The sequence below is a fragment of the Streptomyces sp. NPDC057137 genome, assembly GCF_042670825.1.
Taxonomy (GTDB): domain Bacteria; phylum Actinomycetota; class Actinomycetes; order Streptomycetales; family Streptomycetaceae; genus Streptomyces.
Window position 1 is genome coordinate 35,852 of record NZ_JBHUUW010000032.1, and the last position, 23,612, is coordinate 59,463.

Sequence of the window (23,612 nt, forward strand, 5' to 3'; positions counted from 1 at the left end):
CACGGTGCCCGGGCGCGACGGATGTCGCGGCCGGGGCACATCCGCTGTACGACGGGTGGCGCACCGGGCGTAAAGAACTGGCGGGCTCGGACCGTACCGACGACCATGGCCCGCATGAGTGACCAACCCGCACGCTGGACCCAGGCCACCGTCCACCCCGACATGTGGGCCGATCCGGACGACGACCCCCGCGACAGCGAAGGGCCCGGTCCGGAGGGTGAACTCGCGACGCTGGTGGACTTCCTGACGGGCTACCGCATGACCCTGCGGATGAAGTGCGAGGGCCTGGACGCGGAGCAGTTGGCCCGCCGGTCGGTTCCGCCGTCGACGATGTCGCTGCTCGGTCTGGTTCGCCACCTCGCCGAGGTGGAACGGGACTGGCACAACTGGATCCGCGAGGGTGATCCGCTGCCGAAGCTGTACGGCGACCCTGACGGGGACTTCGACGGGGCCCTCGCCGAACAGGCCGAGGTCGACGCCGCGTACGCCGCTCTGGCGCGCGAACAGGCAGCGACCGACGCCGCGTTGGCCGAGCACCCCGATCTGGGCGAGCGGCTGGGGAAGGACCGGATCGCGGTTCGGGAGCTGATGGTGCACAGGATCGACGAGTACGCCCGGCACTGCGGGCACGCCGATCTGCTGCGCGAGTGCGTCGACGGCAGGGTGGGCCAGTGACGGGCGCCGGGGGCTCGTCCGGATCGCGGTGACGGACGCTCCCGGCGTACCCGAACGGGTGGCCAAATCGGTGGCCGAGCCGGTGGTCAAGCCGGTGCCCGAGCCCGTCAGAGGCCCTTGCGTGCCGCCACGGACACCAACCGTGCCGGTGGAGGTAGCGGCGCGTGTTCCGGGGAAGCCCGGAACGCCTGGATCACGAGCGCGGCGAACCGCCGGGAGGCCGTGACCTGGTCGGTCGTCGATGTGGCATGGATCCCTCTGTTGGCCATGAGCATGACGATCAGATCGTCCAGGACGAAGTCGGCGCGCAGGCGCCCGGTCTCCTTGGCGCGGCCGGCCAGCTCGGCGACCGAGCGCAGCGTGTACTCGCGGCTCGCGGCGACTTCCGTCGCTCCGGGGAAGGCCGACAGGAAGGTCTCGGTGAAGCCCCGGTTGCGTGCGTGCAGCTCACAGGTCTTCTCGATCACCAGACAGAACCCCTGCCACGGATCCGGGTGGGCGAGCCCCTCCTCGACCAGGGCGCGGCAGGCATGCACCTCGTCCGCGAAGGCTTCCGTGACCAGCAGCTGTTTGGTCGGGAAGCGGCGGTAGAGGGTGGCCGGGCCGATCCCGGCGCGCCTGGCGACCTCCCTCATCGGCACGTTCAGCCCTTCGGCGGCGAACAGCGCGCGGGCCACTTCGAGGATGCGGTCGCGGTTGTCCCGGGCGTCGGAGCGCAAGGGCTGAGGCAATCGGTCGGTCATCGCTCTCACTTTAGCGAAACGGACGGTGGCGTCCGTTACCGTCCGGAGGCGGAGGGGCCGTCCCGATCGGCCCCGGAGCGAGGAGACGGCATGAAGGCGGTAGCGATCCGGACGTTCGGAGGTCCCGAGGGTCTGGAAGTCATCGACCTCCCCGCCCCCGCTCCCACCTCCGGGCAGGTGCTGATCGCCACGGAGGCGATCGGCGTCAGCGGCGCCGACACCCTGATCCGAAGCGGCGCTCTGGCCGGCTACGGCTTCCAGGAGGGACACATCCCCGGCAGCGAGGTGGCGGGCACGGTGACCGCGGTCGGCGCCGGCGTCGACACGTCGTGGCTCGGCCGGCGCGTATGGGCCTTCACCGGTGGGGGCGGCGGTTACGTCGAACAACTGGCCGTACCGGTCGAGGAGGCTCTTCCGCTGCCCGCGGATCTGTCCGCCGTCGACGCGGTGACGCTCGGCAGCTCCGGCGCGGTCGCCCACTTCGGGCTCGCCCATGCCCACTTCGCTCCCGGCGAGTCGGTGCTGGTACGTGGAGCGGCCGGCAGCATCGGGATCATGACGGTCCAGCTCGCCGCTCGTGGTGGTGCGAGCGCGGTCGCCGTCACGACGTCGTCGGCCGAGCGCGGTGAGCGCCTGCGCGAGCTGGGCGCGACCCACGTACTGGACCGCTCCGGAGAGTCGGCGGAGGCCGCTCCGGAGAGCTACGACGTGATCATCGACATCGTGGCCGGTGCGGACATGCCTTCGTTCTTCGACAAGCTCAGCCGCAACGGTCGCCTGGTGGCCGTCGGCGCGGTCGGAGGCCCGCCGCCGGCGGACTTCGGTATGAGGATGATGGCGGCGTTCCAGAGGTCGCTGTCGTTCGCCACCTTCAGCGCCGCGACCGTGGGCCCGGCCGATCTGCGTACGGTACGGACCGAGCAGTTCGCGGCGGCGGGCCGCGGCGAACTGCGAACGGTGGTGCACGGCCGTCTGCCGTTGGAACAGGCCGCGCTGGCACACGAGTTGATGGATGCCGGGGACGTGTTCGGCAGGATCGTACTGACTGATCATATTTGAGAGGGTGGTCGGAGGCGGGCCGCGTCCGGCGGACCGGAGTCTCGGCAAGGGAAGTGAGTCACCGATGGATCAGTCGGTCGAAGCGATGGGTGCGATCTCCGCGCGGATGGAGGACGCCTGGAACCGGGGTGACGCCACGGCCTTCGCCGCCGACTTCGCGGAGGACGCCGAGTTCGTCGCGTTCGAAGGGACCGTCCTCAAGGGACGCGACGCGATCGTGGCCTTTCACCAGCCGCTGTTCGACACCGCGCTGAGGGGCTCACGCCTGGTGGACGGCCGGGTGGTGTTCGCCCGGGTCGTCGGGCCCGACTGGGGTGTGGTGCACTATCGGGTCGGTGTGGTGATGCCGGGCGAGGACACACCGCTGCCGAGCCGTGACTCCATGCAACTGCTCGCCGTCCGGTGGCAGGACGAGGGCTGGCAGGCCGTGGCGCTGCAGAACTCGCGCGTGATCTCACTGGACCACCAACTGGCCCTCGACGCCCTCGCGTCAGCACCCGAGGGGTAGGGCGGCGCACACCGCGTCGCACCGGCCGTGGCCTGCGGGAGGGCGGGGCGGCCGGGGGCGGGCCGGGTGCCGTACGCAGCCGAGCCGGGGTCGCGTACCGACCGCGACCGGCCTGTACGCTGCGACCATGCAGCCGTCCGCCCCCTCCTCCCCGGCGGGTTCCGCGCGGCCGGGTCCCGCCGCGGCCCCCGCCCAGCGCGGACTCCTGACGGAGCGCATCGCCCGTCGGCTGGAACACGACATCAGGTCCGGCGAGATCGCCGTCGGGACGAAACTCCCCTCGGAGCGCGAGCTCGCCGCCCAGTTCGGTTCCAGCAGGAATGTCGTACGCGAGGTGCTGAGGCGCCTGGAGGCCCAGCATCTGATCGAAGTCGCCCCGGGACGGGGCTCCTTCGTCCGTGAACAGTCCTCGGGGCAGGCCAGGGGGTACGACGCGCTGTACCGGGCGGGGCGCCCCACCGTCCGGCAGCTCATCGAGGCGCGGATCCCGCTGGAGGTCGAGATGGTCCGGCTGGCGACCCAGCGGGCCACGGACGAGGACATCGCGGCGATGCGGTCCGCCCGGGACGCCCTGGAGTCGGCGACCGACGTCGTCGTGAAGGCCCAGGCCGACATGGACTTCCACGACGCCGTCGCGGTGGCGAGCAAGAACCCGGTCCTGCGGATCATGCTGTCCTCGATCAGCGGGATGATGTTCGAGATGATGCTCCGCTCGAACTCCGATCCGTCGATCGGTGAGCCCGGTGTGCCGCACCACCCGGAGATCTTCGAGGCGGTCGAGGCGCGGGACGTGGACCTCGCCTGCGAGCGGATGCGGGAGCATCTGATGCTGGGGCTGCGTACGTACGGGCCGGATCTCGACGTGCAGGTCGACACGATGGCGCGCAACCACATCGAGACGCTGCTGGGCCAGACCGAAGGGCGCCAGGGCAGCGGCAGAACGGGTGAATAGCCGGCCGACGGGTCCGGCAAAACTTCTCCTCAGGGGCTGGTCGACATACCTGTTCTGCTGTTACGGTCCCGTCTGAACCAACTGGTCCTACCAGTTGGACCAGGCCGGCGGGACCGGCACGCGACACGCACCACGCGACACCGCAGAGAGACGAGGACGAGGATGTCCACGAGCAGCCAGCCACTGAGCCGGCGCGCCTTCGGCAGACTGGCCGCAGGGGTCGTGGGGGCCGCCGGGGTGGGGGCGCTGAGCGCCTGTTCGACCGGGGGCGCCAAGCCCTCGGCCGACACCCCGTTGCGGATCATGGCGATCAACCATGTGTGGTCCCAGGCGATCCAGCGCCGTACCAAGGAATTCGAGGAGCTGATCGGCCGGCGGGTCTCCATGACCCTGCTCACCGCCGACCAGCTCGCGAGCAGCTACAACGTCAAGCTGAACGCCTCCGGCACCGACGTGGACGTGATGATGGTCCGCGCGCTCCAGGAGCAGCTGCTCTTCGGCCACAACGGCTGGCTCGCCGACCTCAGCGACCGGGTCAGGGACACGGAGTTCAACTGGCCGGACTTCCAGAAGGCCCCGCGCGAGGCGTCCATGACGGCGGGCAAGGTACTGAGCGTCCCGGTGGTGACCGAGCGCCCCGCGCTCTACTACCGCAAGGACCTGGTCGAGGACCTCGGCGGGCCGCCGAGCACCCTGGACGCGCTGATGGACGCCGCGCAGCGGCTCACCGACCGGAAGAAGGGCTTCTACGGCTATGTCGGCCGGGGCCAGCGCAGCGGCGCCGTGTCCCAGTGGTCGAGCTTCCTCTACTCGCACGGCGGTGACTTCGTCGTCGGCGGGAAGTCCGGCATCGGCAGCCCCGAGGCGCTTGCCGCGTACGAGTACTACGGCGGTCTGCTGGCCAAGGCCGGGCCGCCCGGGGCGACCAACATGAGCCTCGAACAGGCGATGCCGATCTTCGCGCAGGGCAAGGCGGCGTTCTACATAGACGCGGACGCGATCTACAGCAGCTTCCTGGACCCGAAGGTGTCCAGGGTGGGCGAGACCATCGGCTTCGCCCCCTTCCCCGCCGGGCCGGCCGGTGCCAGGCCGCACAACATCCCCTCGTGGAGTCTGGGCATCAACGCGTTCTCCCTGCTGCGCGACGACGCCTGGGAGTTCATCAGGTGGGCCGCGGGTCCCGAGATGTCGACCGCCCTCCAGTCGGACGGCATACCCGGCGCCCGCTCCTCGGTGTGGTCCGACCCGAAGACGCTGGCCTCCTTCCCGCCCGACCTCGCCGAGGCCATGCGGATCAACGCGGAACGCGGCCTCGGCTACGACCGGCCCCGGGTCCTCCAGGTGGGCCGGGCCCGGGACATCGTCGGCCGGCCACTGGTCGCGGGGATCCTCGGCGAGTCCGTACCGCCGGTCGCGCGTGACGCGGACGCGGAGTTCGCCGAGTTCCTCGTACGCGACAACCGCCACAAGGAGTCCTGATGTCCACCACCGAGGTCTCCACGGCCCGTACCGACGCCCGCCCGCCGGACACGCCGTCGCCCCGCGTACGCCGGCCGCGCACCTTCGAGCAGGCCAACCGGCGGCTGAAGTGGGCGATGCTCACGCCGGCGCTGCTCTTCGTCGGCCTGATGATCGTCTTCCCGCTGGCCTTCACGCTCGACCTCAGCCTGACCGACGCCTTCGGCGCGGTGAACGCCGACAAGGCCCACATCGGCCTGCGCAACTTCACCGAGGCGCTGGGCGACACCCGCAGGTTCTGGCCGGCCGCCCGCCGCACCCTGATCTTCACCGTCGGCGCGGTGCTGCTGGAGACGGTGTTCGGCCTCGCCCTGGCGATGCTGATGCGCAAGGCATTCCGGGGGATGCGCTGGGTGCGCACCGTCCTGATCATCCCGCTGCTCACCACGCCGGTCGCGATCGGCATCCTGTGGCTGCTGATCCTCGACCCGACCAACGGCATAGCCAACCATCTGCTCGCCTCCGTCGGCCTGCCCCGGCAGGAGTTCCTCGGCTCGGTGAGCCAGTCGCTGCCGACCCTGATGCTCATCGACGTATGGCAGTGGACGCCGATGATGACGCTGCTGCTGCTCGCCGGGCTGACCACGCTGCCCGAGGAGCCGGAGGAGGCCGCCCTGGTCGACGGGGCGAACAGCTGGCAGCGTTTCCGCTACGTCATCCTGCCGATGCTCGGGCCGACGCTCGTCGCCGCGCTGGTGCTGCGTTCCGTCGACGCGCTGAAGACCTTCGACATCCTCTACGCCACCAAGGGCCCCGGCGGCGGTTCGGACTTCGAGGTGGAAACCCTCAACGTCTACGCCTACGGGCTCACCTTCGACTACCAGGAGTACGGACTGGCCGCCGCCGTCCTGGTCCTGTTCACGCTCTTCATCATCGGTGTCGTGGTGCTGCTGCGCCGCCGGGGCGGAAGGAAGAACGCATGAGTGCCACCGTCTCCCCCGCCGCGCGCCGGCCGGCCACCCCCCGGGCGCGCAGGCGCAGGAACTGGTCGTGGCTGCGCGGCACCGCCATCGCCGTCGTGACGCTGATCTTCGCGCTGCCGATCGTGTGGATGTTCGCCGCGGCCTTCAAGACCAACGTGCAGGTCACGGACCCGTCCGTCGGCCTGTGGTTCAGCCCCACCCTGGACAACTTCCGGGGCATCGTCGAGGACGGGCAGATCCTGCGCTCGATGGGCAACTCACTGCTGATCGGGCTGGTATCGACGGTGCTCTCCGCCGTCATCGCCGTACCCGCCGCCTGGGCGGTGGGCCGGTTCAACATGCACCGCACCGGCTCCCTGATCCTCGTCGCGCGCATCGTCCCGGCGATCTCGCTGCTCGTGCCCTGGTACTACCTGTTCGCGCAGATGGGGCTCGTCGGCTCCTACACCGTGCTGATCCTGAGCCATATGTTCGTCTCCGTCCCGCTGATCATGTGGATCATGATCAGTTTCTTCGCGGGACTGCCGGTCGAACTGGAGGAGGCCGCCCGCACCGACGGGCTGAGCGCCTTCGGCGCCTTCTGGCGCATCTCGTTGCCGCTCGCGGCACCGGGCACCGCGACCGCCTCGCTGCTGGCCTTCGTCTTCAGCTGGAACAACTTCATGTTCGCGCTGGTCTTCGCCGACGACCGGACCCAGACGGTGCCGGTGGCCCTGTTCAACTTCATCTCCTACGCGAGCACCGACTGGGGCGGCCTGATGGCCGCCGCCACCCTCATCACCGTGCCGGTCGTACTGGCCGCCGTCATCGGACAGAAGTACCTGGTGGCCGGGCTGACCTCCGGCGCCTCCAAGGGCTGACAAGCCGCCGCCCGGCGGAAGCCGCACCCCGGCCTCCGCACCACCGGTCCAGGGCCGACCCCACGCCCCCGACATCCGGAAAGAGAACACACGCATGAAGATCGTCGACGCGAAGGTCGTCGTCACCAGTCCCGGCCGCAACTTCGTCACCCTGAAGCTGACGACCGACGAGGGCCTGACCGGCCTCGGCGACGCCACCCTGAACGGCAGGGAACTCGCCGTCGTCAGCTACCTCCGCGACCATGTGGCACCGCTGCTCGTCGGTCTCGACCCGCACCGCATCGAGGACACCTGGCAGTCGCTGTACCGGGGGGCGTACTGGCGGCGCGGGCCGGTGACGATGGCCGCCATCGCCGCCGTCGACGTAGCACTGTGGGACATCAAGGCGAAGGCCGCGGGGCTCCCCCTCTACCAGTTGCTGGGTGGCGCCAGCCGGGAACGCGTCGGCACCTACGGCCACGCCAACGGCCGGGACATACCCGAACTCCTCGACTCCGTACGGGCCAGGCTGGCCGAGGGATACCCCGCCGTCCGCATCCAGTCCGGCATCCCCGGTCTCAAGGCCGTGTACGGGGTGTCCGACACCGACAACGCCGGTGCGCGGATCCTCCACCAGCAGGCCCGCCCGCTGGTGGAGGACTGGGACACCGCGGCGTATCTGCGCCACATCCCGGCCGTCTTCGACGCGGTACGCGCCGAGTTCGGCCCCGAACTGCCGCTGCTCCACGACGCCCACCACCGGCTCACCCCGATCCAGGCCGCCCGGCTCGGCAAGGACCTGGAGCCCTACCGGCCGTTCTGGCTGGAGGACTGCACGCCCGCCGAGAACCAGGAGGCCCTGCGCCTGGTACGCCGTAACACCACGACACCGCTGGCCATCGGCGAGGTGTTCAACACGGTGTACGACTACCAGGCCCTGATCACCGAGCAGTTGATCGACTACGTACGGTCGGCGGTCACCCACTTCGGCGGCGTCACCCCGCTGCGCAAGCTGTTCGACTTCGCCGCCCAGTACCAGATCAAGAGCGCCGTGCACGGGCCGGAGGACATCTCCCCGGTCGGGATGGCCGCCGCCGTCCATCTCGACCTCGCCGTGCACAACTTCGGCATCCAGGAGTACTCGGGCCACACGCCTCTCACCGAGGAGGTCTTCCGCCACTCGTACTCCTTCACGGACGGGTACCTGCATCCGGGCGAGGCGCCCGGCATCGGTGTGGAGCTGGACGAGGAGCTGGCCGCGGCCCACCCGTACGACCCTGCGTATCTGCCGGTCAACCGGCTCCACGACGGGACCGTCCACGACTGGTGAGCCGCCCCGGCGGCTCACGACCGCCACTCCGGGGCGGTGGGGGCGGTGGGGGCGCTACGAACGACGCTCGCCGGTGACCTTCGAGGCCGGCAGCCGGCCGGCCTTGGCGGTGCCCTTCAGCATGTCGCCGTAGACCGTCACGTCGAAGGCCAGGTTCAGCCGCAAGGGCTTGGTGACGGCCTGCTTCCAGGTGACCCGGTCGCCGTCGAGGACGACATCGTCCAGCGGCACCTCGTCGCCGGCCGCGCGGGCGGTCCCAGTCAGGACACCGCCCTGCCGCCGGAGTTCGGTCACGGCCTTGATCACTCCGACGGGGGTGGAGATGGACAGGTTCCAGACGCCTTCTGCGGTCATGCCGATGTTCTTCCTGCCAGAGGGATTTCGGGGATGGTCGACGAAGATCGTGGGGCCGGCGGTCAGAGGGTGGCGGGCACCGGGCCCTGCGCACGCCAGACGGTGCCGCGTCGTTCGTGGGCGAACAGTTCCTCGACGGCGTGCGCGATGCGGGGGCCCACCTCGCGCTCCAGCAGGTACAGCCCCAGGTCGAGCCCGGAGGTGACACCGGCGCCGGTGACCAGGTCGCCGTCGTCGACGACGCGGGCCCGGACCATGTGGACGCCGGTGGCGTCCAGCATGTCCAGCCCCATGTGGTGGGTGGTGGCGTAACGCCCCTCCAGCAGGCCGGACATGGCCAGGACGAGCGAGCCGCCGCAGACGGTGGCGACCGTCGTCCCCGGGTCCTCCATCGCCTGCTTCAGCAGCGCGGGCAGTTCGGTGCTCAGCGTGCGGCCCAGCAGTACGGGAATGAACTCGTCCTGCTTCCACCCACCGGCCCCCAGGTCGTCGTCGGGAACCTCACCGGGCTCACCGACGCGACCGGAGGCGCCGGGGACCAGGATCAGGTCCGCACGCCTCGGATCGAGAGCGGCGGTGGCGCGCAACGCCAGCCCTCCGGTGCCACTGATCACCTCGCGGGGACCCTCCGCGGACACCAACTCCACGCTCACCGCGCCCTCGGAGGCGACGCCGCCGGCGTACAGCACCTCGTAGGGGGCGATGACATCGAGCGGGTCGAAGCCGTCGAAGAGGACGATCTGGGTGTGCATGAATGTTCCTCCGGAGTGTCGATCTCTGTCGCACGTTCCGAAGTCAACCGGCCGGCGCCGTGTTCTCCCAGTGGCATGAATGACAGCTTTCAACGGGATATCGCCAGGGGTCGGAGGAGGCGACCCGCCGTACCGAAGAATCACGCACGTCGCGCGTCGCCCCTCTTCTCCTGCCAGAGCAGTCCGAGCAGATAGAGACCGCCGAGGGCTCCGGTGACCAGCCCGACCGGAATCTGGAAGGGCGACAGCACGCGCTGCGCCGTCGCGTCGGCGACGGCGAGGATCAGCGCCCCGACGAGCATGGCCGAACCCGGTGTGACGCCGGTGCCGCGTGTGACGCGACGGGCCAGTTGGGGTGCGGCGAGGGCGAGGAACCCTATCGGGCCGGCCACGGCGGTCGCCGCGGCGGCCAGGGCGACGCCGAGCAGGAGGCTTGTCGCGCGCACCCGTTGGACGTTCACGCCGAGTGCGCCGGCGGTGTCGTCGCCCATCTCCATCATTCTCAGGGGCCTGCCCGCCGCGAGGGCCGCCGCGGCCGGCACGGGCAGCGCGACCAGCAGCGGAACGACCTGGGTCCACGTGATGGCGTTGAGACTTCCGTACGTCCACGCCTTCGCGCTCTCCGCGGATTCGAGATCGGCCCGCGTGATGAGGAAGGCGTTGAACGAGGCGAGCATCGCGCCGACGGCGATACCGGCGAGGACGAGTCTGTTGCCCGAGACACCGCGTGGGGAGGTGAGCGCGTACACGACGACGGCGGTCACCAGGCCGCCCAGGACCGCCCCCGTGCCGACACCCACGCCGGTACCGCCACCGCCCGCGAGGATGACGGTCAGGGCGCCGCTGGTGGACCCGGTGGTGAACCCGATGACGTCCGGGCTGGCCAGCGGGTTACGGGCCAGGCTCTGGAAGAGGGCCCCGGAGAGTCCCAGGCACGCGCCGACGAGCAGCGCCGCGCAGATACGGGGCAGCCGCTGGTCCACCACGATGAACCGGTCCGCGCCGGAACCTCCCCCGGTCAGCGCGTTGAGCACCTGACCGCCGCCGATGCGGTACGTGCCGGTGAACAGTCCGAGAACGGCCGTTCCGAAGCAGGCGAGCAGCAGGACGACGGTGACGGTCACCGTGCGTGCGGAGTACCGCAGCGTGATGTCTCCGGGCAGCCGCCGGGCCCGGAGTCGCCCCGGCCGACCGCCGCTCGCGGTACGGGTGTTGTTCCGGTGCCGCTCGCTCACAGGGCCGTCCTCCGTCGGCGGACGATGAACCACAGCAGTACCGGTGCGCCGATGAACGCCGTGACGATACCGACCTCCAACTCGCCCGGCGGCGCGACGACTCGTCCGACGATGTCGCTCAGGAGCAGCAGGATCGCGCCTCCGGGGAGCGCGTAGGCGAGCAGCCATCGGTGGTCGGGGCCGAGCAGCAGTCGCAGCGCGTGCGGCACCGCCAGGCCGACGAACGCGATGGGGCCCGCGGCGGCGGTCGCGGCGCCGCAGAGCAGCATGACGGCGCAGAAGCCGGCGGCCCGTACCCAGCTCACACGCAGGCCCAGCGCACGGCCGGTCTCGTCGCCGAGCGCGAGGGCGTTGAGGGCGGGACCGAGGAGGAGAGCGACGACCGTTCCGGTGGCGACGAACGGAGCGACGGCGACGAGCGCGTCGGTCCCCCGGTTCTGGAGCGAGCCGACGACCCAGAACCGGTAGGAGTCGAAGGTGGTCGAGTTGAACATGGTCAGGATGCCGGTACAGGCGCCGAGGCTGGCCGACAGGGCGGCACCGGCGAGTACGAGACGGGTGTGCTGCTGACTCCTGGCGGAACCGGCCGCGAGTGTGTGGACGAGTGACGCGGCCAGAATCGCGCCGACGAGTGCGAACCAGATGTAGCCGGACACCTCGGTGACGTGGAACGCGGCGACGGCGATCACGACGGCGAGCGAGGCGCCGGCGTTGACGCCGACAAGGCCGGGCTCCGCGAGGGGATTGCGGGTGATCGCCTGCATCACGGTCCCGGCGAGGGCCAACGCGGCGCCCACGAGGACGGCGAGAGCGGTGCGCGGCACCCGTAGCCGCCAGACGATGAGGGCTTCCGGGCTGCCGTCGTCGTGCAGCAGTACGCGCCACACCGTGCCCAGCGGGACGGTGCGGGCGCCCACGGCGAGACTGACGAGAACCAGCACGACCACGAGGACAAGACAGCCCGTCAGGACCAGGAGGCGGCGTGGCGCGAGGCGCGGCGAGCCCGGCCCGCGCTCCGCCCCCGGAGCCGGCTCGGGAGTCGGCCCAGGACTCGGCTCGGGACCCGGCTCAGGAGTCGGCTCGGGAGGGATGTGAGCGACGGCACGGTGGTGATCCTTACTCAATGACACTTAGGTGAGCCTAAGCTAATCCACCGTGTACCGCTTCCGTGACTTTCCCCTCACCCGTCCCATCGCCGGCCCCCTCGTGGCAAGTGCCCTGCTGCTCGCGGGCTGTTCGGCGGATTCCACCTCCACCGCCTCCTCCGACAGCGGCCCAGCCCCGCAGCCCGGAGCCACCACTCACACCGCCCCCAGGTCCGTGCCCGCCGGTATGGGCAGCGGCCTGGACGACGGTCAATTCCCCCGTACCGTCGCGCACTTCCAGGGCAGGACCACGATCAGCTCCGCCCCCGAGAAGGTGGTCGTCATCTCCACCGGGCAGGCGGACGCGCTGCTCACTCTCGGGGTCGTACCGGCAGGATCGACTCGGGGCGAGGACGCGGGGCTGATACCTCCGTACCTCTCGGCGGGCTTCCCTCAGCGGTCGGCCGCCCTCGCCGACGTCGCGGACGTGGGCTCCCGGACCGACCCGAGCCTGGAGGCGATCGCGAACATCAAGCCCGACCTGATCCTGATGAACACCGCCGGAAAGGACGGCGGCAGCCTCTACAAGGCGCTGAGCGAGCTGGCGCCGACGGTGGCCACCCAGGGCACCGGCCTCTACTGGAAGCAGGACTTCCTGCTGGTGGCGGACAGCATCGGCAGGACGGAGCAGGCACAGAAGTTCCTCGACGCCTTCCACAAGGACGCCGAAGAACTGGACAAGGCCGTGGAGAAGCCGGTCAGCGTGTCCTTCCTGCGGCTGAACGGTGACCGCCTGCGGGTCTTCGGAGTGCCCTCCTTCACCGGGAGCATCGCCGAGGACGCGGGGTTCGGCCGCCCCGAGAGCCAGCGGTTCGACGAGACCTCCGAGGACATCAGCAACGAGCAACTGGACCGGGCCGACGCCGACTGGCTCTTCTACGGAGTACAGGGCGGCGACGGCGAGACGACCGCCCTCACCCGGGCGCCGCTCTGGCCGACACTGTCCGCCGTCGCCTCCAAGAAGGCCGTCTCCGTCGACGACGACGTCTTCTACCTCAACACCGGCCCCACCGCGGCACGCGGCGTCCTCGCGGAACTCGACAAGCGCCTGCGGCCCTGAGCTGCCCGGCAGGCATCGCCAGGCCCTGCGGGTGTGTGCCTGCCGTGCTGTACTGGCCAGATGGAGCGCAAGCACACGCGAGCCTTCGTCACACGCGCCGTGCAGCCCGGCAGGGCGGCCGCCGATGGCGTCGACGCACAGCGGGCCGAGCGGGCCGAAGCGGTACGCACCAGGGTGCGGCTCATGATCGAGATCACCGCGCGGGCCGGGTCGTACCGGAAAGGCCTGGTCAAGGCCGCCGAACACCTCAGCCCGGAGGAAGCGGAGATCCTTGCCGATCTGGAGGCGCACGGGCTGCAGGTGCCGCAGTTGCGGGACGTGCTGCGCGGCGGCCATGTGCTGGTGGACGATCCACGGCTGTACGAGAAATGGCGATCCGCGAAGGGCAGTCATCCACGCCTGTCCAGCCACCACCGCGACATCGACAAGAAGCTCTACCCCGACATCGGGATGCGCGGACGTGTCGTACGGGAGAAGCTGCACGGCCGCACGGCGCAGGGCACCTGGGTGCAGTTGGAGAAGACCCCGGCCGCGTTCGGCGGGTCCAAGCTGCCCCGGCCGAGCGACCTGCGGCACCTGATGGATTACGTGGTGTACAGGTTCACCGACAGTAATGTCGGGCCCTGGGGTCTGTCGCGGATGACCGAGCGGCGCCCGCTGTATCTCGCGCCGGTCCTGGCGATGCCCACGTCCCTGTCGCCGCCGATCGCGCGGTCCCTGACGCAGGCGCTGCGCCGGATCGAGGCGAACGACGACGTCACGGCCGTGTCCCAGGAACTCGCGGCCCGGTTCCCGCCGCCGGACCGGCCGGATCTGGCCGGCGAGCTGGGCCAGGCGCTGTCCGGCAGGGCCGGCCGGGGCCTGTTCGGCAACTCCGACGTATGGGTGACGCAGACCCCGTCCCGTACCGCCGCCGCGGTTCTCCGTGAGAGCCGCTCGGCGCCCGCCGTGGGCGGATGGGCGACAGGAGATCCGTCATGAGCGACGATCAGCGCAGTACTTCTTCGGCGTCATCGCCGGGGCCGGGCGAGGCGTCCGTCCCCGAGGGGCTGGTCTCGGCCGTGGTGCATCTGGTGGACACCGGGCCGGTGCTGCTCGGCGCGTACACCATCGCCGAACTCACCGCCGTGGACGCGATCGTGGACTTCCTGGAGGCCCGGCCGTCGGACGACGAACTCGCCGAGGCCGTCCGCTCGTTGGCCGCACGCCAACTCCTCCTGGCGGGCTCGTCGAGCGACGAGGTCGAAGTACGGGGAGACCTCGGCATCGCCGTGGCGTTCCAGCAGCGGGCCAGGAAGGTGCTGGACGCCCGTACGACCGGAACGGAACCGGGCGAGCCGTGGCGGATCCTGCTGCTCCCCCAGCCCGAGCGGATCTGCCTGATGGTCCGCATCGACGCGCTCGGTGTCCACCAGATCGGCCTGTACAAGCTCGACGAGGGGCTCCGGGCGCTCACCGACTGGCTGCCCCGGGGTTCGTCGACGGACATCGATCCGTCGATGGACGCCGACGCCGTGCTCACCGGGTCGGAGCGGTCGGCGCTGGTGACCGTCACCGAGTACACCGCGCAGGGCTCGGCCGAGACCGCGGGCACCAGTACCGACCTGATCCTGGCCCGTAACGACGGCCGGCTCCACCTCCTTTCCCGGGACCCGGAGGACCGCGACAGGCTGGTGCCGATCCCGGCGGGCGGCAGGGACGGTGTCCGCGACAGGCTGGAAGACCTGCTGGCCGTGTAGGGCCCCCAGACAGCCCCTGGACGCTCCGACCCCTCCTGCCTACTGCCGCAGTTCGAGGGAGACGTGCGCGGACAGCGCGCGGAGGAAGTCGGCCGCGTCGAAGATCCCGCCGGCCGAGGAGACACCGACCGTCCTGGTCCGTCCCGTGAGGATGCGGCGAACCGCCTCCACCGCGAGCGGCGCGGTGACGGCGTAGATGTCCCGGCCTCTCGCCACGGCACGCCGTTCGGTGCCGCCGGAGCGCACGACGACATCGACGAGGAACGTCTGCGCGGACCGCCCACGCTCGTCGACCGCGGTCGGCGCCGGTGTGTCCGGGGCCGACAGATCCCTGGCCGCCTCGATCGTCATGTAGGTACGGACCTCGGGGACTGACAGATGGCTGGGTACGGTGACGACGTCGGCCATCGTGAACTCTCCGATGACGGCCCGGGTGCCCAGAGGGTCGGGAAAGTGCCAGTCCAGGGTGGGCGGGGCGTCGTCGCGATACTCCAGCCGCCCGTTGGCGTAGCGGACGCGTTCGCCGTTCCGCCGCGTCCGGGAGACCTGGCCCGCGACGCGCGTTCCGGCCGTGGGGTGCCAACTGCTCAGCCCGTACGCGATGTGCGCCTCGTCGGCGGCGGTCCAGTCGCCCATCGCGGCCGTGACCAGCAGATCGCCGAGGCCGCCGAAGAAGGCCATCGCGGGGACGATCACCGCTCCGGTGGCGCGGGCGCGGTCCGTGAAGTGCGCGAACGTGTCCACGTTGGCCTCGACCTCGGCCGCCACATCCACGTACGGGATCCTCGCGCGCAGGGCCGCCTCGATCACGGGGGCCGCGGTCGTGGCGAAGGGCCCGGCACAGTTGATCACGGCCGCCGCGCCGGCCAGTGCGCGGTCGAGCGAGGCCGGATCGTCGACGGACGCCGGCCTGACGTCGAGTCCGGGACGGTCCGCCGCCGCCGACTCCTCCGCCAGTTCCTTCAACTTGCCGGGGTCACGGCCGGAGAGAACCGGAATGAACCCGCGTTCCCGCAACTGCGCCACGACAAAGCGCCCGGTGTGTCCGTACGCGCCGTACACCGCGACCGTGTGTCCCGATTCCATGGGTTCTCCTCCTGTGATCGAAAGATCCGCTGAGGACAGCTTGTCGATGGCGGGGCCTCGTACACGAGTGTCCGGAACGCCACGCCCCGTACAATTCCGGACGTGAACACTGTCGCGCTGGCCGTCACCGACGGGATGCTGCACTACGAACTGTCCGTCGCGTACGAGGTCTTCGGCACCGCCCCGGACGGCGTGGCCGCCCCCTGGTACCGCCTCGACGTCTGCGGGCCGGCCGCCGTGCGGTTCGGCCGGTTCCTGCTGGAGCCCGACCACGGCCTCGACCGGCTCCGGTACGCGGACACCGTCATCGTCCCCGGCTGGGACGACGTGGACGGGGACCCACCGGCCGACCTGGTCGACGCGGTGCGCGCGGCGCACGAGGCGGGGGCGCGCGTGGCCTCCCTGTGCACGGGCGCGTTCGTGCTGGCCGCCGCCGGCCTGCTGGACGGAAAGCGCGCGACCACGCACTGGGCGCACACCGAGGCCCTGAGCGCCCGTTACCCCCGGGTGACGGTCGACCCGGACGTGCTCTACGTGGACAACGGCAGCGTGCTCACCTCCGCCGGCAAGGCCGCCGCGATGGACCTGTGCCTGCACCTCGTACGCCTCGACCACGGCTCGTCGATCGCCAACACCGCCGCCCGCCGACTGGTTGTGCCACCACACCGGGCGGGCGGCCAGGCCCAGTTCGTCACCACCCCGGTACCCGACCGGGCCGACCACCCGCTCGCGGCGCTGTTCCCCTGGGTGCTCGAACGCCTCGACCATCCACTGACGGTGGAAGACCTGGCCCGCCAGGCGCGGATGAGTTCACGCAACCTGGGCCGCCACTTCAGGTCGGTGGCCGGTACCACCCCGCTGCAATGGCTGCTGACCCAACGAATCCGCCACGCCCAGGAGTTGCTGGAGACCACCGACGGCACGGTCGACGCCATCGCGGCGGCCACCGGCATGGGAACGGCGACGACACTGCGCCGACACTTCAACCGCACCGTCGGCGTGCCCCCGGACATGTACCGCCGTACCTTCCGCGCCCAGATCCATCCCGCCGCGAACGACGGGCCGTGAACCGGCCGACGGACCGTGAACCGGCCCTCGGAGTATCGGAACGGGAATCAGCGGTAGCCGCTGACGCGGCACAGCGTCAGTGAGCGACCTCCTTCGTTGCCGCACGAGGCCCCGGGACTTCGCCGGCCTGGAGGACGGCGAAGTCGGCGTGGGCCTGTTCGACGGCTTCGGGGTATGCCTCGCGCTTGGCGTGTTCGGCGAGTGCTCGGTAGATGCCGGCCACTGAGGGGTTCTGGCCCTTACGTCTGCCGGTCCAGGCACCTTGGTGAAGCGGCCGGTGTGGTAGGCGCCGGCGGCCATACCGCCGCGCGAGCGGTACGGCGATCCGGGATCGGCGCCGCGGCGCGGACACGGGTGGCGTTCGATGTCGTCCGCGTCGGACGCGGGTGCGGTCCGGAGGACGGGGTGACGCCGCCCGCGACCGCCCAGGCCGGGTGCCTCGGGGCGGCCGCGGCGTGCGCGCGGTGGCCGACTTGGCGTCAGGAGGTGATGTCCACCAGGACCTTGCCGACCGCGCGGCTCTCGACCGCGCGGTGCGCGTCGGCGGTGCGGTCGAGGGGGAAGCGGATCAGCGGCAGGCCGTGCTCCTCGCCGACCGGCAGCGCGCCGTCGCCTACCGCGGCGGCGACGTCCTGGGCGGCCAAGGCGCGTGCCTCCGGACCGGCCGTGAAGAGCACCAGGAACTGGAAGCGTGTGTTCAGCACCATGTTCTGCGGCACGTTCAGTTCGACCGGCTTGCCACCGTCGTTGGCATAGGTCGAGATCGTGCCGCAGGTCCGCAGCACGGCCAGGTCCAGTGCGAGGTTCGTGCCCAGCGCCACCTCGGCGACGATGTCGACGCCGTCCGGGGCGATCTCGCGGATCCCGGCGGCCGGGTCGCCCTCGCGATAGTTGATCACGTGGTGGGCTCCGGCGGCGGTGGCCAGCCGGGCTTTCTCCGGGCTGCTGATCGTGCTGATCACGGTGGCGCCGGCCCATCGGGCAAGCTGGATCACCGCGTGCCCCACCGCCCCGGCCCCGCCCGCGGCGAGCACCACCTTCCCGTCGAGTGCCCCGGGCCGCAGCCGACGCGGCCCGTCCTCGGCGACGGTGAGCGCGCGGTGCGCGGTCAGCGCGGGAACTCCGAGTGCGGCGCCGACGTCGAAGCCGGCCTCGTCGGGCAGCGGCACGGCCTGTTCGGCGGGCACGACGGTGAACTCGGCGGCGGTGCCGGTGGGTCGCCCGGCGGCGGCCATGAACAGCCAGACCCGCTGACCGACCCGGCTCTGGTCGACACCCTCACCCACGGCGTCGATCGTGCCGGCGCCGTCGAGGTGCGGAGTGACCTCGAAGAAGTGCTTGGGGTGGCCGGCGCCGGAGCGTGCCTGCCAGTCGGTCGGGTTGACCCCGGACACGGCGACCCGGACGCGAACCTCGCCGGGGCCGGGCGCGGGCAGGTCACGGTCGACGAACCGGAGAACGTCGGGGGCGCCGTTGTCGCGGTAAATGATGGCCTTCATGATTCGTCCTTGGAGCTTGGTACAGCGCGGTTTCCCGGCATGGCGCGGCGATTCGTCAGGCTGTCCGGCGTGGGGTGTGGTCACGACCCGGGCCGCTCTGATTCCGCTCAGCCGATGGGGACTTCGTTGGAGCGGGACTCGATGCCATCGAGGGTGGCGGCGGTCGCGGTGTCGAGGGTGATCCCGCTGACCGCGATGTTGGCCTCCAGGTGGGCGGCGTTGGCGGTGCCGGGGATGAGCAGCACGTTCGGGGCGTGGTGCAGCAGCCAGGCGAGGGCGACCTGGGAGGGCGTGACGCCCAGGGACTCGGCCACGGCGTGCACAGCCGGCTCGTCGGTCGCTTTGGGCAAGCCGGGGAAGGCCCCGCCGAGCGGGAAGAACGGCACCCAGGCGATGCCCTCGGCCGCGCACAACTGCAGCATGTCCTCGTCGTCGCGGGAGACGAGACTGTAGGCGTTCTGCACGCAGACGACACCGGCGGGCAGGGCACGGCGCAGGCCGTCGAGGGTGACGCTGCTCAGGCCGATCGCGCCGATCTTGCCCTCGTCGCGCAAGGCGGTCATCACCGCGAGCTGGTCGTCGAGATCGACGACCTGGTCGCCCTCGGGACGCAGGCCGGGGCCGGTGTCCAGGCGGCGCAGGTTGACGACCGCGAGCCGGTCGACGCCGAGGCTGCGCAGGTTGTCCTCGACGCTGGCGCGCAGCTGCTCGGGCCGCTGTGCCAGGCGCAGCGGCAGGGGCCCGCCAGGGTTGGGGTCGGCGCCGACCTTCGTGACGACCAGGACGTCGTCCTCGGGGCGCAGTGCCTCACGGATCACGTCGTTGGCGTAACCGAAGCCGTAGAACTCGGCGGTGTCCACGTGGTCGACGCCGAGTTCGACCGCGCGGCGCAGCAGCGCCACGGCCTCGCTGCGGCGGTCGTGCAGGCGCTCGATCTGCAGTGCGCCGTAGCCGATCCGGAAAACGGTGCGGGCGGCGAACGAAGCGGTCGCGGCGGTCATGACACGGTCTCCCCGGGTAGTGTGCGCAAGGCGGTGTACAGCAGTTCGGCCTGGTAGAGCGCCATGATCCGGTGGGCGATCGGGGTGGCGCGCTCCCGGGCTCGGGACGGCTCGTGGTGCTCGACCTTGACGAGCCAGGCCGTGACGCAGTCGTACAGCATCACGCGCATCCGGTCGGTCATGTCGACGACGATGTCGCGGATGGTCGGGTCGGTGGTCGCCTCGCCCCAGGTCTGTACGCCGACCCGGGCCTCGGCGGGGTCGATCGCGGCAATCAGGCGGGAGAGCAGTTCGTCGGGGCCGGGTGGGGCGTCGCTCGCGGCGTACTCGCCGAGGACGTCGGCGCGCTTGGCGAGCACCTCGCGGGCGGCGGCTTGGACCAGGTCGGCCTTGTTGCGGTAGTGCGCGTAGATCGAGCCGGTCGAGAGGCCGGACTCGGTGGTGATGTCGGCGATCGAGGTCCGCTCCAGACCGTTGCGGCTGAAGCAGCGTACGGCGGCCTCGGCGATCTGGGTACGCCGGAGTCTCTTGCGTGCGTCGGTGAGCCGCGGCACCACACCTCCCACAAAAGGAATCGGCGTTCTTCTTACGAAGGGACATTAGCAGAATCGCTGTTCTGTTTGCGGTGGGTGCGTCTCGCTATGAGCAGGCCCGGTCGTGACGACCGGGCCTGCTCGCGATGGGTGCGTCAGACGGACGGCAGCCGACCGGTGCGCGTCGGCTCGGCCGTCGAACTCTCCGGAACCCGTTCCGGGGCGGCGCTCCGCTCTGCCCCTTGCCTGCCCATCGGCGCCGACTCAGACAGGCCGCACTTGCGCATCCTGCCCACCGGCGCGAGTACGGGCCCGCGGCATTCGACGGGCTGGGCACTCAGGTTCAGCGCTGCTTGAATGCTCCAGTGATCGAACTAGTGGTTGCCCTGGCAGTGGGAGGGCTGACGGCGTGGCTGCTCCGCCGCAAGGTGAGGCGGCGTGCGGCCCGTGCCACTCAGGGAGACGTGATCAAGGTTCCCTGCCTGCTCCGGCATCCCTCGCTTGAAGGGCGGTGGCTCCGTGGGCGGCTGTTGATAGACCCCTCCGGAATGGTCTGGGAGGCCCGGACCAAGGCCGGTGCGGCGGTTTCACTTCCGGATGAGTTGCGGCGGGTCGGCGTGCGTTCACCGTCGCTGCGCGAAGCGATGAAGATCAACGGCGGTTCCAGGGTCGTTGAGTGCACCTCTCCCGAGGGGGCCCTTCTTGTTGCCGTGATGCCGAATGAGTTGGATCACGTACTCGCGGCCTTGAAGTGAACGCGGTGGACCGTCCTCACGTGCACGGCTCCCACGCCGGAGTGCGCCAAGGAACCCGCTTCGGGAACGCACGCAGTTGGTCAGCCACGCCGCCCGAGGCCGGGTACGACGACGGCGGACCGCGCTGAGAGCGCGGTCCGCCGGTGGTGCGTCAGTGCACGGATCTCCGGGGGCTCAGCCGGCCGTCACCCCCGAGCGCCGGTGTGGGGCTAGAGGATCGTGGCGCCGTAGACGCTCAGGGCCTCCGTGACGGGCTGGTAAAACGTGGTGCCGCCGGAGGAGCAGTTGCCACTGCCGCCGGAGGTGAGGCCCAGCGCGGTGTTGCCGGAGAAGAGCGAGCCGCCGCTGTCGCCGGGCTCGGCGCAGACGTTGGTCTGGATCATGCCGTACACGATGCCGCTGGCACCGTAGTTGACCGTGGCGTTGAGGCCCGTGACCGAACCGCCGCGCAGGCCGGTGGTGCTGCCGCTGCGCTGCACGGACTGGCCGACGAACGCGTTGCCCGCCGACGTGATGTCCCGGTACGTGCCGTTGTACAGGTAGACCCGGCCATCCGCCGCCGACGGGTTGGAGTGGCGGATGATGCCGTAGTCGTTGGTCGGGAAGCTGGTACCGGTGCGCGTGCCGATGGACCAGCTGCTGCCGATGTTGGTGCAGTGACCGGCCGTCAGCGCGTGGGCCACGCCGCCGACCGACACGTTGAAGCCGAGCGAACAGCGGCTGCCGCTGGTGGTGATGGCCTCGCCACCGGCGATGAGCGGGCTGAACTTCCCGTTGGTGCGGTTGACGCTCAGGTCGGCCTTGGAGTCCGACAGCGCGTCCTTGACCTCGGCCAGTTCGGCCTTCGACACGGTGCTGTCGATGGTCACAACGATCTTGCCGGTGCTCGCGTCGGTGTACCAGGCGGTGCCGGCCACGTCCGCGTCGAGCACGGCGGAGCTGGCGTCGGCGAGCTGCGAGGCGGTCGCCTTGACCTCGGGGGCCGGGGCGGCGATGGCCGAGGGGGCCGCGAGCGCGACGGCGGTCACCAGACCGGACGCCACGGCGAGGAGCCGCGCCCGTCTGGACGGGCCGTTGAGGGGGGAGAAGCGCTTGAAGGTCACGAGATCCTCCGGAGTCATGGGGGATGGACAGCCCGTCGGGTGGAGCGGGCCGTCGGTGTGCGCAGGCCTCCGACCAGCGGTCACTGGGCGTGGACCTGTCAAGCTGCGCGGATCGAATAGTTGACGGCTACGGCTCCTGAGACAAGGCCGACTTCCGGACCACGGGCGGAGAATCGCTCTGCGCGCGGATGACCCGAGCGGGGACCCGAGCCGGGGCGCACGCCCGCGCTCCGAGGAGCGCGTCGGGGCTGTGCTGCAAAGTGCTTGCGGGCTGCCGGACTTGTGCGGTCCGTTTCGGAAACTCCCTTTGGGGGTGGCGGATTTGAGCCTGTTTGCAGTCTCTTTGCATTTGATTGCAACGGGTCGCATCGCGAACACACACGGTTCGCCGCTCGGCCGGTCGTCTGATGCGGTTGGTGTGTTCCGCGCCTGCTGGGGCGTCTGCGTCAGGCGGTACGGCTTCCGCGACTGGGGCATTTGCCTGCCGTTCAAATGAATTGCCTGCGTATTCGAGATGGCCGAATCTTTACCTCCACCCCCAAAGCGCCATCGCTCTTAGGCCTGAATACGTCCGGAGGCGCGCTCTTGCCGACGGCCAATGGGGTGTGCAGCGCAGACCCGGGAGGGACTTGAGGTCGGCTGCGCGTCGGGGCGCGAACGCCGAGTCGCTCGGCACCGGCCGGAGAACCGGCGCCGCTCCGCGGCACACCAAAAAGCTTTTGTGCGTGCCTTCGTCCGGATGATGGGGTGGTGCGGTGACCAACCACGATGACGCGGCGGCTGTCCGACCATTGACCCTGGCCTGGGTAGGCCGGCATCTGAATGCCGGCGAACGGATCGTCAGAACCGAGGCGCTGCACGGCGGTATCACCGCCGAGATGCGGCGGCTGACGATCGGCACGCCGGACGGAGACACCCGCGACCTGGTGCTACGGACCTTTGTCGACGTGGAGCACGCCGAGGACTCGCTGAACAGGGAGGCCGACGCCCTGACCCTGCTCGCGGAGACCGGTGTGCCGGCTCCTGGACTGGTCGCGTTCGATCCGACCGCCGCGCATTGCGAGCATCCATCGCTCCTGATGACACATCTTCCGGGCCGGACGGTCCTCGACGACGAGGGACTGGAGACGCGCGTCCCTCTGCTGGCCCGTCAGCTCGTGGCGATCCACGCGTTGCGGCCCGCCGAACGGCCCCGCAAGTACGTGACGTTGACGACCGCCGACACCGTCGTGACTCCGAAGGGCGCCGACGCGGCGGCATGGGCCGCGGCGATCGACGTGATCCGCAAGCCCCCGCCGCCCTATGAAGGGCGGTTCCTGCACCGGGACTTCCACCCCGGCAACGTGCTGTTCGACGTGCCGCCCCGCAATCCGGCGGGTGCCCGGATCGCCGGCGTCGTCGACTGGGTATCGACCTCCTGGGGTCCGGCGGACCTCGACGTCGCACACTGCTCCACCGATCTCGCGCTGCTGCACGGCCCGGCGTGGGGTCTGCGGTTCGCCGAGGCGTACGAGGAGGCCGGCGGGGTGCCGGCGGCGGCCGCGAGCGAGCGGCTGTACTGGCGGGTGCGGAGCGGGCTGGCGTTCTCGGAAGAAGTGCGGTTGGTGTCGCAGCCGTGGCGGGAGGCAGGCAGGACAGAGCTGACGACACGAGCCGTGGAGGAGCGGCTGGACGCCTACGTCACCGCCCTGATGGACACGCTGGGCTGAGCCAGGGGCCATTGCCCATGCCCACG

General features: G+C 70.7%; 25 protein-coding genes. 14 read left to right on the forward strand and 11 right to left on the reverse strand.

Annotation, left to right across the window (positions count from 1 at the left end; genetic code table 11):
- Positions 1 to 105 precede the first annotated feature (105 nt).
- Positions 106 to 675, forward strand: a complete 570-nt coding sequence (locus tag ACFT9I_RS23850) for a DinB family protein (protein ID WP_382567243.1) — start codon at positions 106 to 108, stop codon at positions 673 to 675.
- 107 nt (positions 676 to 782) lie between these two features.
- On the opposite strand, the gene ACFT9I_RS23855 is transcribed toward ACFT9I_RS23850, so the two are convergent.
- A complete protein-coding gene (locus tag ACFT9I_RS23855) occupies positions 783 to 1,418 on the reverse strand; it encodes a TetR/AcrR family transcriptional regulator (RefSeq protein WP_382567244.1) in 636 nt (211 codons plus the stop codon).
- 90 nt (positions 1,419 to 1,508) lie between these two features.
- Here ACFT9I_RS23855 and ACFT9I_RS23860 point away from each other — a divergent pair, with 90 nt between their 5' ends.
- The 7 genes from ACFT9I_RS23860 to manD all read left to right on the forward strand — a co-directional run bounded on the left by ACFT9I_RS23860 (position 1,509) and on the right by manD (position 8,547).
- A complete protein-coding gene (locus ACFT9I_RS23860) occupies positions 1,509 to 2,477 on the forward strand; it encodes a zinc-dependent alcohol dehydrogenase family protein (protein ID WP_382567246.1) in 969 nt (322 codons plus the stop codon).
- A gap of 64 nt (positions 2,478 to 2,541) precedes the next feature.
- Positions 2,542 to 2,985 carry an SgcJ/EcaC family oxidoreductase gene (locus ACFT9I_RS23865; protein ID WP_382567248.1) on the forward strand — a complete coding sequence of 148 codons (444 nt, stop codon included), beginning with the start codon at positions 2,542 to 2,544 and terminating at the stop codon, positions 2,983 to 2,985.
- A gap of 127 nt (positions 2,986 to 3,112) precedes the next feature.
- Positions 3,113 to 3,937: a FadR/GntR family transcriptional regulator gene (locus tag ACFT9I_RS23870; protein WP_382567249.1), complete on the forward strand. Its 825-nt coding sequence runs from the start codon at positions 3,113 to 3,115 to the stop codon at positions 3,935 to 3,937.
- Positions 3,938 to 4,099: 162 nt separating this feature from the next.
- Entirely contained in the window at positions 4,100 to 5,416 is a 1,317-nt protein-coding gene (locus ACFT9I_RS23875) for an ABC transporter substrate-binding protein (RefSeq protein ID WP_382567251.1), read from the forward strand.
- Complete coding sequence (locus ACFT9I_RS23880; protein ID WP_382567253.1) at positions 5,416 to 6,378, forward strand: carbohydrate ABC transporter permease; 963 nt, start codon at positions 5,416 to 5,418, stop codon at positions 6,376 to 6,378. The genes ACFT9I_RS23875 and ACFT9I_RS23880 overlap by 1 nt, the downstream gene beginning before the upstream one ends.
- Positions 6,375 to 7,238, forward strand: a complete 864-nt coding sequence (locus ACFT9I_RS23885; RefSeq protein WP_382567256.1) for a carbohydrate ABC transporter permease — start codon at positions 6,375 to 6,377, stop codon at positions 7,236 to 7,238. The genes ACFT9I_RS23880 and ACFT9I_RS23885 overlap by 4 nt, the downstream gene beginning before the upstream one ends.
- A 94-nt stretch (positions 7,239 to 7,332) precedes the next feature.
- On the forward strand, positions 7,333 to 8,547 hold the full coding sequence (gene manD / locus ACFT9I_RS23890; RefSeq protein WP_382567257.1) for a D-mannonate dehydratase ManD: 1,215 nt from the start codon (positions 7,333 to 7,335) through the stop codon (positions 8,545 to 8,547).
- Between the two features lie 54 nt (positions 8,548 to 8,601).
- Here manD and ACFT9I_RS23895 read toward each other — a convergent pair whose 3' ends face one another.
- The 4 genes from ACFT9I_RS23895 to ACFT9I_RS23910 form a co-directional block, all read right to left on the reverse strand.
- Complete coding sequence (locus ACFT9I_RS23895; RefSeq protein ID WP_382567258.1) at positions 8,602 to 8,901, reverse strand: hypothetical protein; 300 nt, start codon at positions 8,899 to 8,901, stop codon at positions 8,602 to 8,604.
- Positions 8,902 to 8,963: 62 nt separating this feature from the next.
- A complete protein-coding gene (locus ACFT9I_RS23900; RefSeq protein ID WP_382567259.1) occupies positions 8,964 to 9,653 on the reverse strand; it encodes a DJ-1/PfpI family protein in 690 nt (229 codons plus the stop codon).
- A gap of 140 nt (positions 9,654 to 9,793) precedes the next feature.
- Complete coding sequence (locus ACFT9I_RS23905) at positions 9,794 to 10,888, reverse strand: FecCD family ABC transporter permease (protein WP_382567261.1); 1,095 nt, start codon at positions 10,886 to 10,888, stop codon at positions 9,794 to 9,796.
- Positions 10,885 to 11,829 carry a FecCD family ABC transporter permease gene (locus ACFT9I_RS23910; RefSeq protein WP_382567263.1) on the reverse strand — a complete coding sequence of 315 codons (945 nt, stop codon included), beginning with the start codon at positions 11,827 to 11,829 and terminating at the stop codon, positions 10,885 to 10,887. Before ACFT9I_RS23910 ends, ACFT9I_RS23905 begins: the two co-directional genes overlap by 4 nt.
- A gap of 214 nt (positions 11,830 to 12,043) precedes the next feature.
- Between ACFT9I_RS23910 and ACFT9I_RS23915 the strand changes: the two genes are divergently transcribed.
- Genes ACFT9I_RS23915 through ACFT9I_RS23925 form a run of 3 tightly spaced genes read left to right on the forward strand, consistent with a single transcriptional unit; the run spans position 12,044 to position 14,832 of the window.
- A complete protein-coding gene (locus tag ACFT9I_RS23915) occupies positions 12,044 to 13,093 on the forward strand; it encodes an ABC transporter substrate-binding protein (RefSeq protein WP_382567264.1) in 1,050 nt (349 codons plus the stop codon).
- 60 nt (positions 13,094 to 13,153) lie between these two features.
- Positions 13,154 to 14,074 carry a hypothetical protein gene (locus tag ACFT9I_RS23920; protein WP_382567265.1) on the forward strand — a complete coding sequence of 307 codons (921 nt, stop codon included), beginning with the start codon at positions 13,154 to 13,156 and terminating at the stop codon, positions 14,072 to 14,074.
- On the forward strand, positions 14,071 to 14,832 hold the full coding sequence (locus ACFT9I_RS23925) for a hypothetical protein (protein WP_382567267.1): 762 nt from the start codon (positions 14,071 to 14,073) through the stop codon (positions 14,830 to 14,832). Before ACFT9I_RS23920 ends, ACFT9I_RS23925 begins: the two co-directional genes overlap by 4 nt.
- Before the next feature lie 39 nt (positions 14,833 to 14,871).
- On the opposite strand, the gene ACFT9I_RS23930 is transcribed toward ACFT9I_RS23925, so the two are convergent.
- On the reverse strand, positions 14,872 to 15,918 hold the full coding sequence (locus ACFT9I_RS23930; protein ID WP_382567269.1) for a saccharopine dehydrogenase family protein: 1,047 nt from the start codon (positions 15,916 to 15,918) through the stop codon (positions 14,872 to 14,874).
- A 102-nt stretch (positions 15,919 to 16,020) separates the two neighbouring features.
- On the opposite strand from ACFT9I_RS23930, the gene ACFT9I_RS23935 reads away from it, so the two are divergent.
- Positions 16,021 to 16,986, forward strand: a complete 966-nt coding sequence (locus ACFT9I_RS23935) for a helix-turn-helix domain-containing protein (RefSeq protein ID WP_382567271.1) — start codon at positions 16,021 to 16,023, stop codon at positions 16,984 to 16,986.
- Positions 16,987 to 17,062: 76 nt separating this feature from the next.
- Here ACFT9I_RS23935 and ACFT9I_RS23940 read toward each other — a convergent pair whose 3' ends face one another.
- The 4 genes from ACFT9I_RS23940 to ACFT9I_RS23955 all read right to left on the reverse strand — a co-directional run bounded on the left by ACFT9I_RS23940 (position 17,063) and on the right by ACFT9I_RS23955 (position 20,040).
- Positions 17,063 to 17,209, reverse strand: a complete 147-nt coding sequence (locus tag ACFT9I_RS23940; protein WP_382567272.1) for a hypothetical protein — start codon at positions 17,207 to 17,209, stop codon at positions 17,063 to 17,065.
- A gap of 256 nt (positions 17,210 to 17,465) precedes the next feature.
- Positions 17,466 to 18,485 (reverse strand): NADPH:quinone reductase, encoded by a 1,020-nt coding sequence (locus tag ACFT9I_RS23945; RefSeq protein WP_382567274.1) that lies wholly within the window; start codon positions 18,483 to 18,485, stop codon positions 17,466 to 17,468.
- Positions 18,486 to 18,592: 107 nt separating this feature from the next.
- Positions 18,593 to 19,486, reverse strand: a complete 894-nt coding sequence (locus ACFT9I_RS23950) for an aldo/keto reductase (RefSeq protein WP_382567276.1) — start codon at positions 19,484 to 19,486, stop codon at positions 18,593 to 18,595.
- Complete coding sequence (locus tag ACFT9I_RS23955; RefSeq protein WP_382567278.1) at positions 19,483 to 20,040, reverse strand: TetR/AcrR family transcriptional regulator; 558 nt, start codon at positions 20,038 to 20,040, stop codon at positions 19,483 to 19,485. The genes ACFT9I_RS23950 and ACFT9I_RS23955 overlap by 4 nt, the downstream gene beginning before the upstream one ends.
- Before the next feature lie 344 nt (positions 20,041 to 20,384).
- Between ACFT9I_RS23955 and ACFT9I_RS23960 the strand changes: the two genes are divergently transcribed.
- Entirely contained in the window at positions 20,385 to 20,774 is a 390-nt protein-coding gene (locus ACFT9I_RS23960) for a hypothetical protein (RefSeq protein WP_382567279.1), read from the forward strand.
- 209 nt (positions 20,775 to 20,983) lie between these two features.
- On the opposite strand, the gene ACFT9I_RS23965 is transcribed toward ACFT9I_RS23960, so the two are convergent.
- Entirely contained in the window at positions 20,984 to 21,877 is an 894-nt protein-coding gene (locus ACFT9I_RS23965; RefSeq protein WP_382567280.1) for a S1 family peptidase, read from the reverse strand.
- Between the two features lie 755 nt (positions 21,878 to 22,632).
- Between ACFT9I_RS23965 and ACFT9I_RS23970 the strand changes: the two genes are divergently transcribed.
- Entirely contained in the window at positions 22,633 to 23,586 is a 954-nt protein-coding gene (locus ACFT9I_RS23970; protein ID WP_382567282.1) for a phosphotransferase family protein, read from the forward strand.
- Positions 23,587 to 23,612 lie beyond the last annotated feature (26 nt).

Bases quoted from the DNA above. Each gene is read 5' to 3' on its own strand.
- ACFT9I_RS23850 (WP_382567243.1), top strand. From the start codon at position 106: ATGGCCCGCATGAGTGACCAACCCGCACGCTGGACCCAGGCCACCGTC.
- ACFT9I_RS23855 (WP_382567244.1), bottom strand. From the start codon at position 1,418: ATGACCGACCGATTGCCTCAGCCCTTGCGCTCCGACGCCCGGGACAAC.
- ACFT9I_RS23860 (WP_382567246.1), top strand. From the start codon at position 1,509: ATGAAGGCGGTAGCGATCCGGACGTTCGGAGGTCCCGAGGGTCTGGAA.
- ACFT9I_RS23865 (WP_382567248.1), top strand. From the start codon at position 2,542: ATGGATCAGTCGGTCGAAGCGATGGGTGCGATCTCCGCGCGGATGGAG.
- ACFT9I_RS23870 (WP_382567249.1), top strand. From the start codon at position 3,113: ATGCAGCCGTCCGCCCCCTCCTCCCCGGCGGGTTCCGCGCGGCCGGGT.
- ACFT9I_RS23875 (WP_382567251.1), top strand. From the start codon at position 4,100: ATGTCCACGAGCAGCCAGCCACTGAGCCGGCGCGCCTTCGGCAGACTG.
- ACFT9I_RS23880 (WP_382567253.1), top strand. From the start codon at position 5,416: ATGTCCACCACCGAGGTCTCCACGGCCCGTACCGACGCCCGCCCGCCG.
- ACFT9I_RS23885 (WP_382567256.1), top strand. From the start codon at position 6,375: ATGAGTGCCACCGTCTCCCCCGCCGCGCGCCGGCCGGCCACCCCCCGG.
- manD (WP_382567257.1), top strand. From the start codon at position 7,333: ATGAAGATCGTCGACGCGAAGGTCGTCGTCACCAGTCCCGGCCGCAAC.
- ACFT9I_RS23895 (WP_382567258.1), bottom strand. From the start codon at position 8,901: ATGACCGCAGAAGGCGTCTGGAACCTGTCCATCTCCACCCCCGTCGGA.
- ACFT9I_RS23900 (WP_382567259.1), bottom strand. From the start codon at position 9,653: ATGCACACCCAGATCGTCCTCTTCGACGGCTTCGACCCGCTCGATGTC.
- ACFT9I_RS23920 (WP_382567265.1), top strand. From the start codon at position 13,154: ATGGAGCGCAAGCACACGCGAGCCTTCGTCACACGCGCCGTGCAGCCC.
- ACFT9I_RS23925 (WP_382567267.1), top strand. From the start codon at position 14,071: ATGAGCGACGATCAGCGCAGTACTTCTTCGGCGTCATCGCCGGGGCCG.
- ACFT9I_RS23930 (WP_382567269.1), bottom strand. From the start codon at position 15,918: ATGGAATCGGGACACACGGTCGCGGTGTACGGCGCGTACGGACACACC.
- ACFT9I_RS23945 (WP_382567274.1), bottom strand. From the start codon at position 18,485: ATGAAGGCCATCATTTACCGCGACAACGGCGCCCCCGACGTTCTCCGG.
- ACFT9I_RS23950 (WP_382567276.1), bottom strand. From the start codon at position 19,486: ATGACCGCCGCGACCGCTTCGTTCGCCGCCCGCACCGTTTTCCGGATC.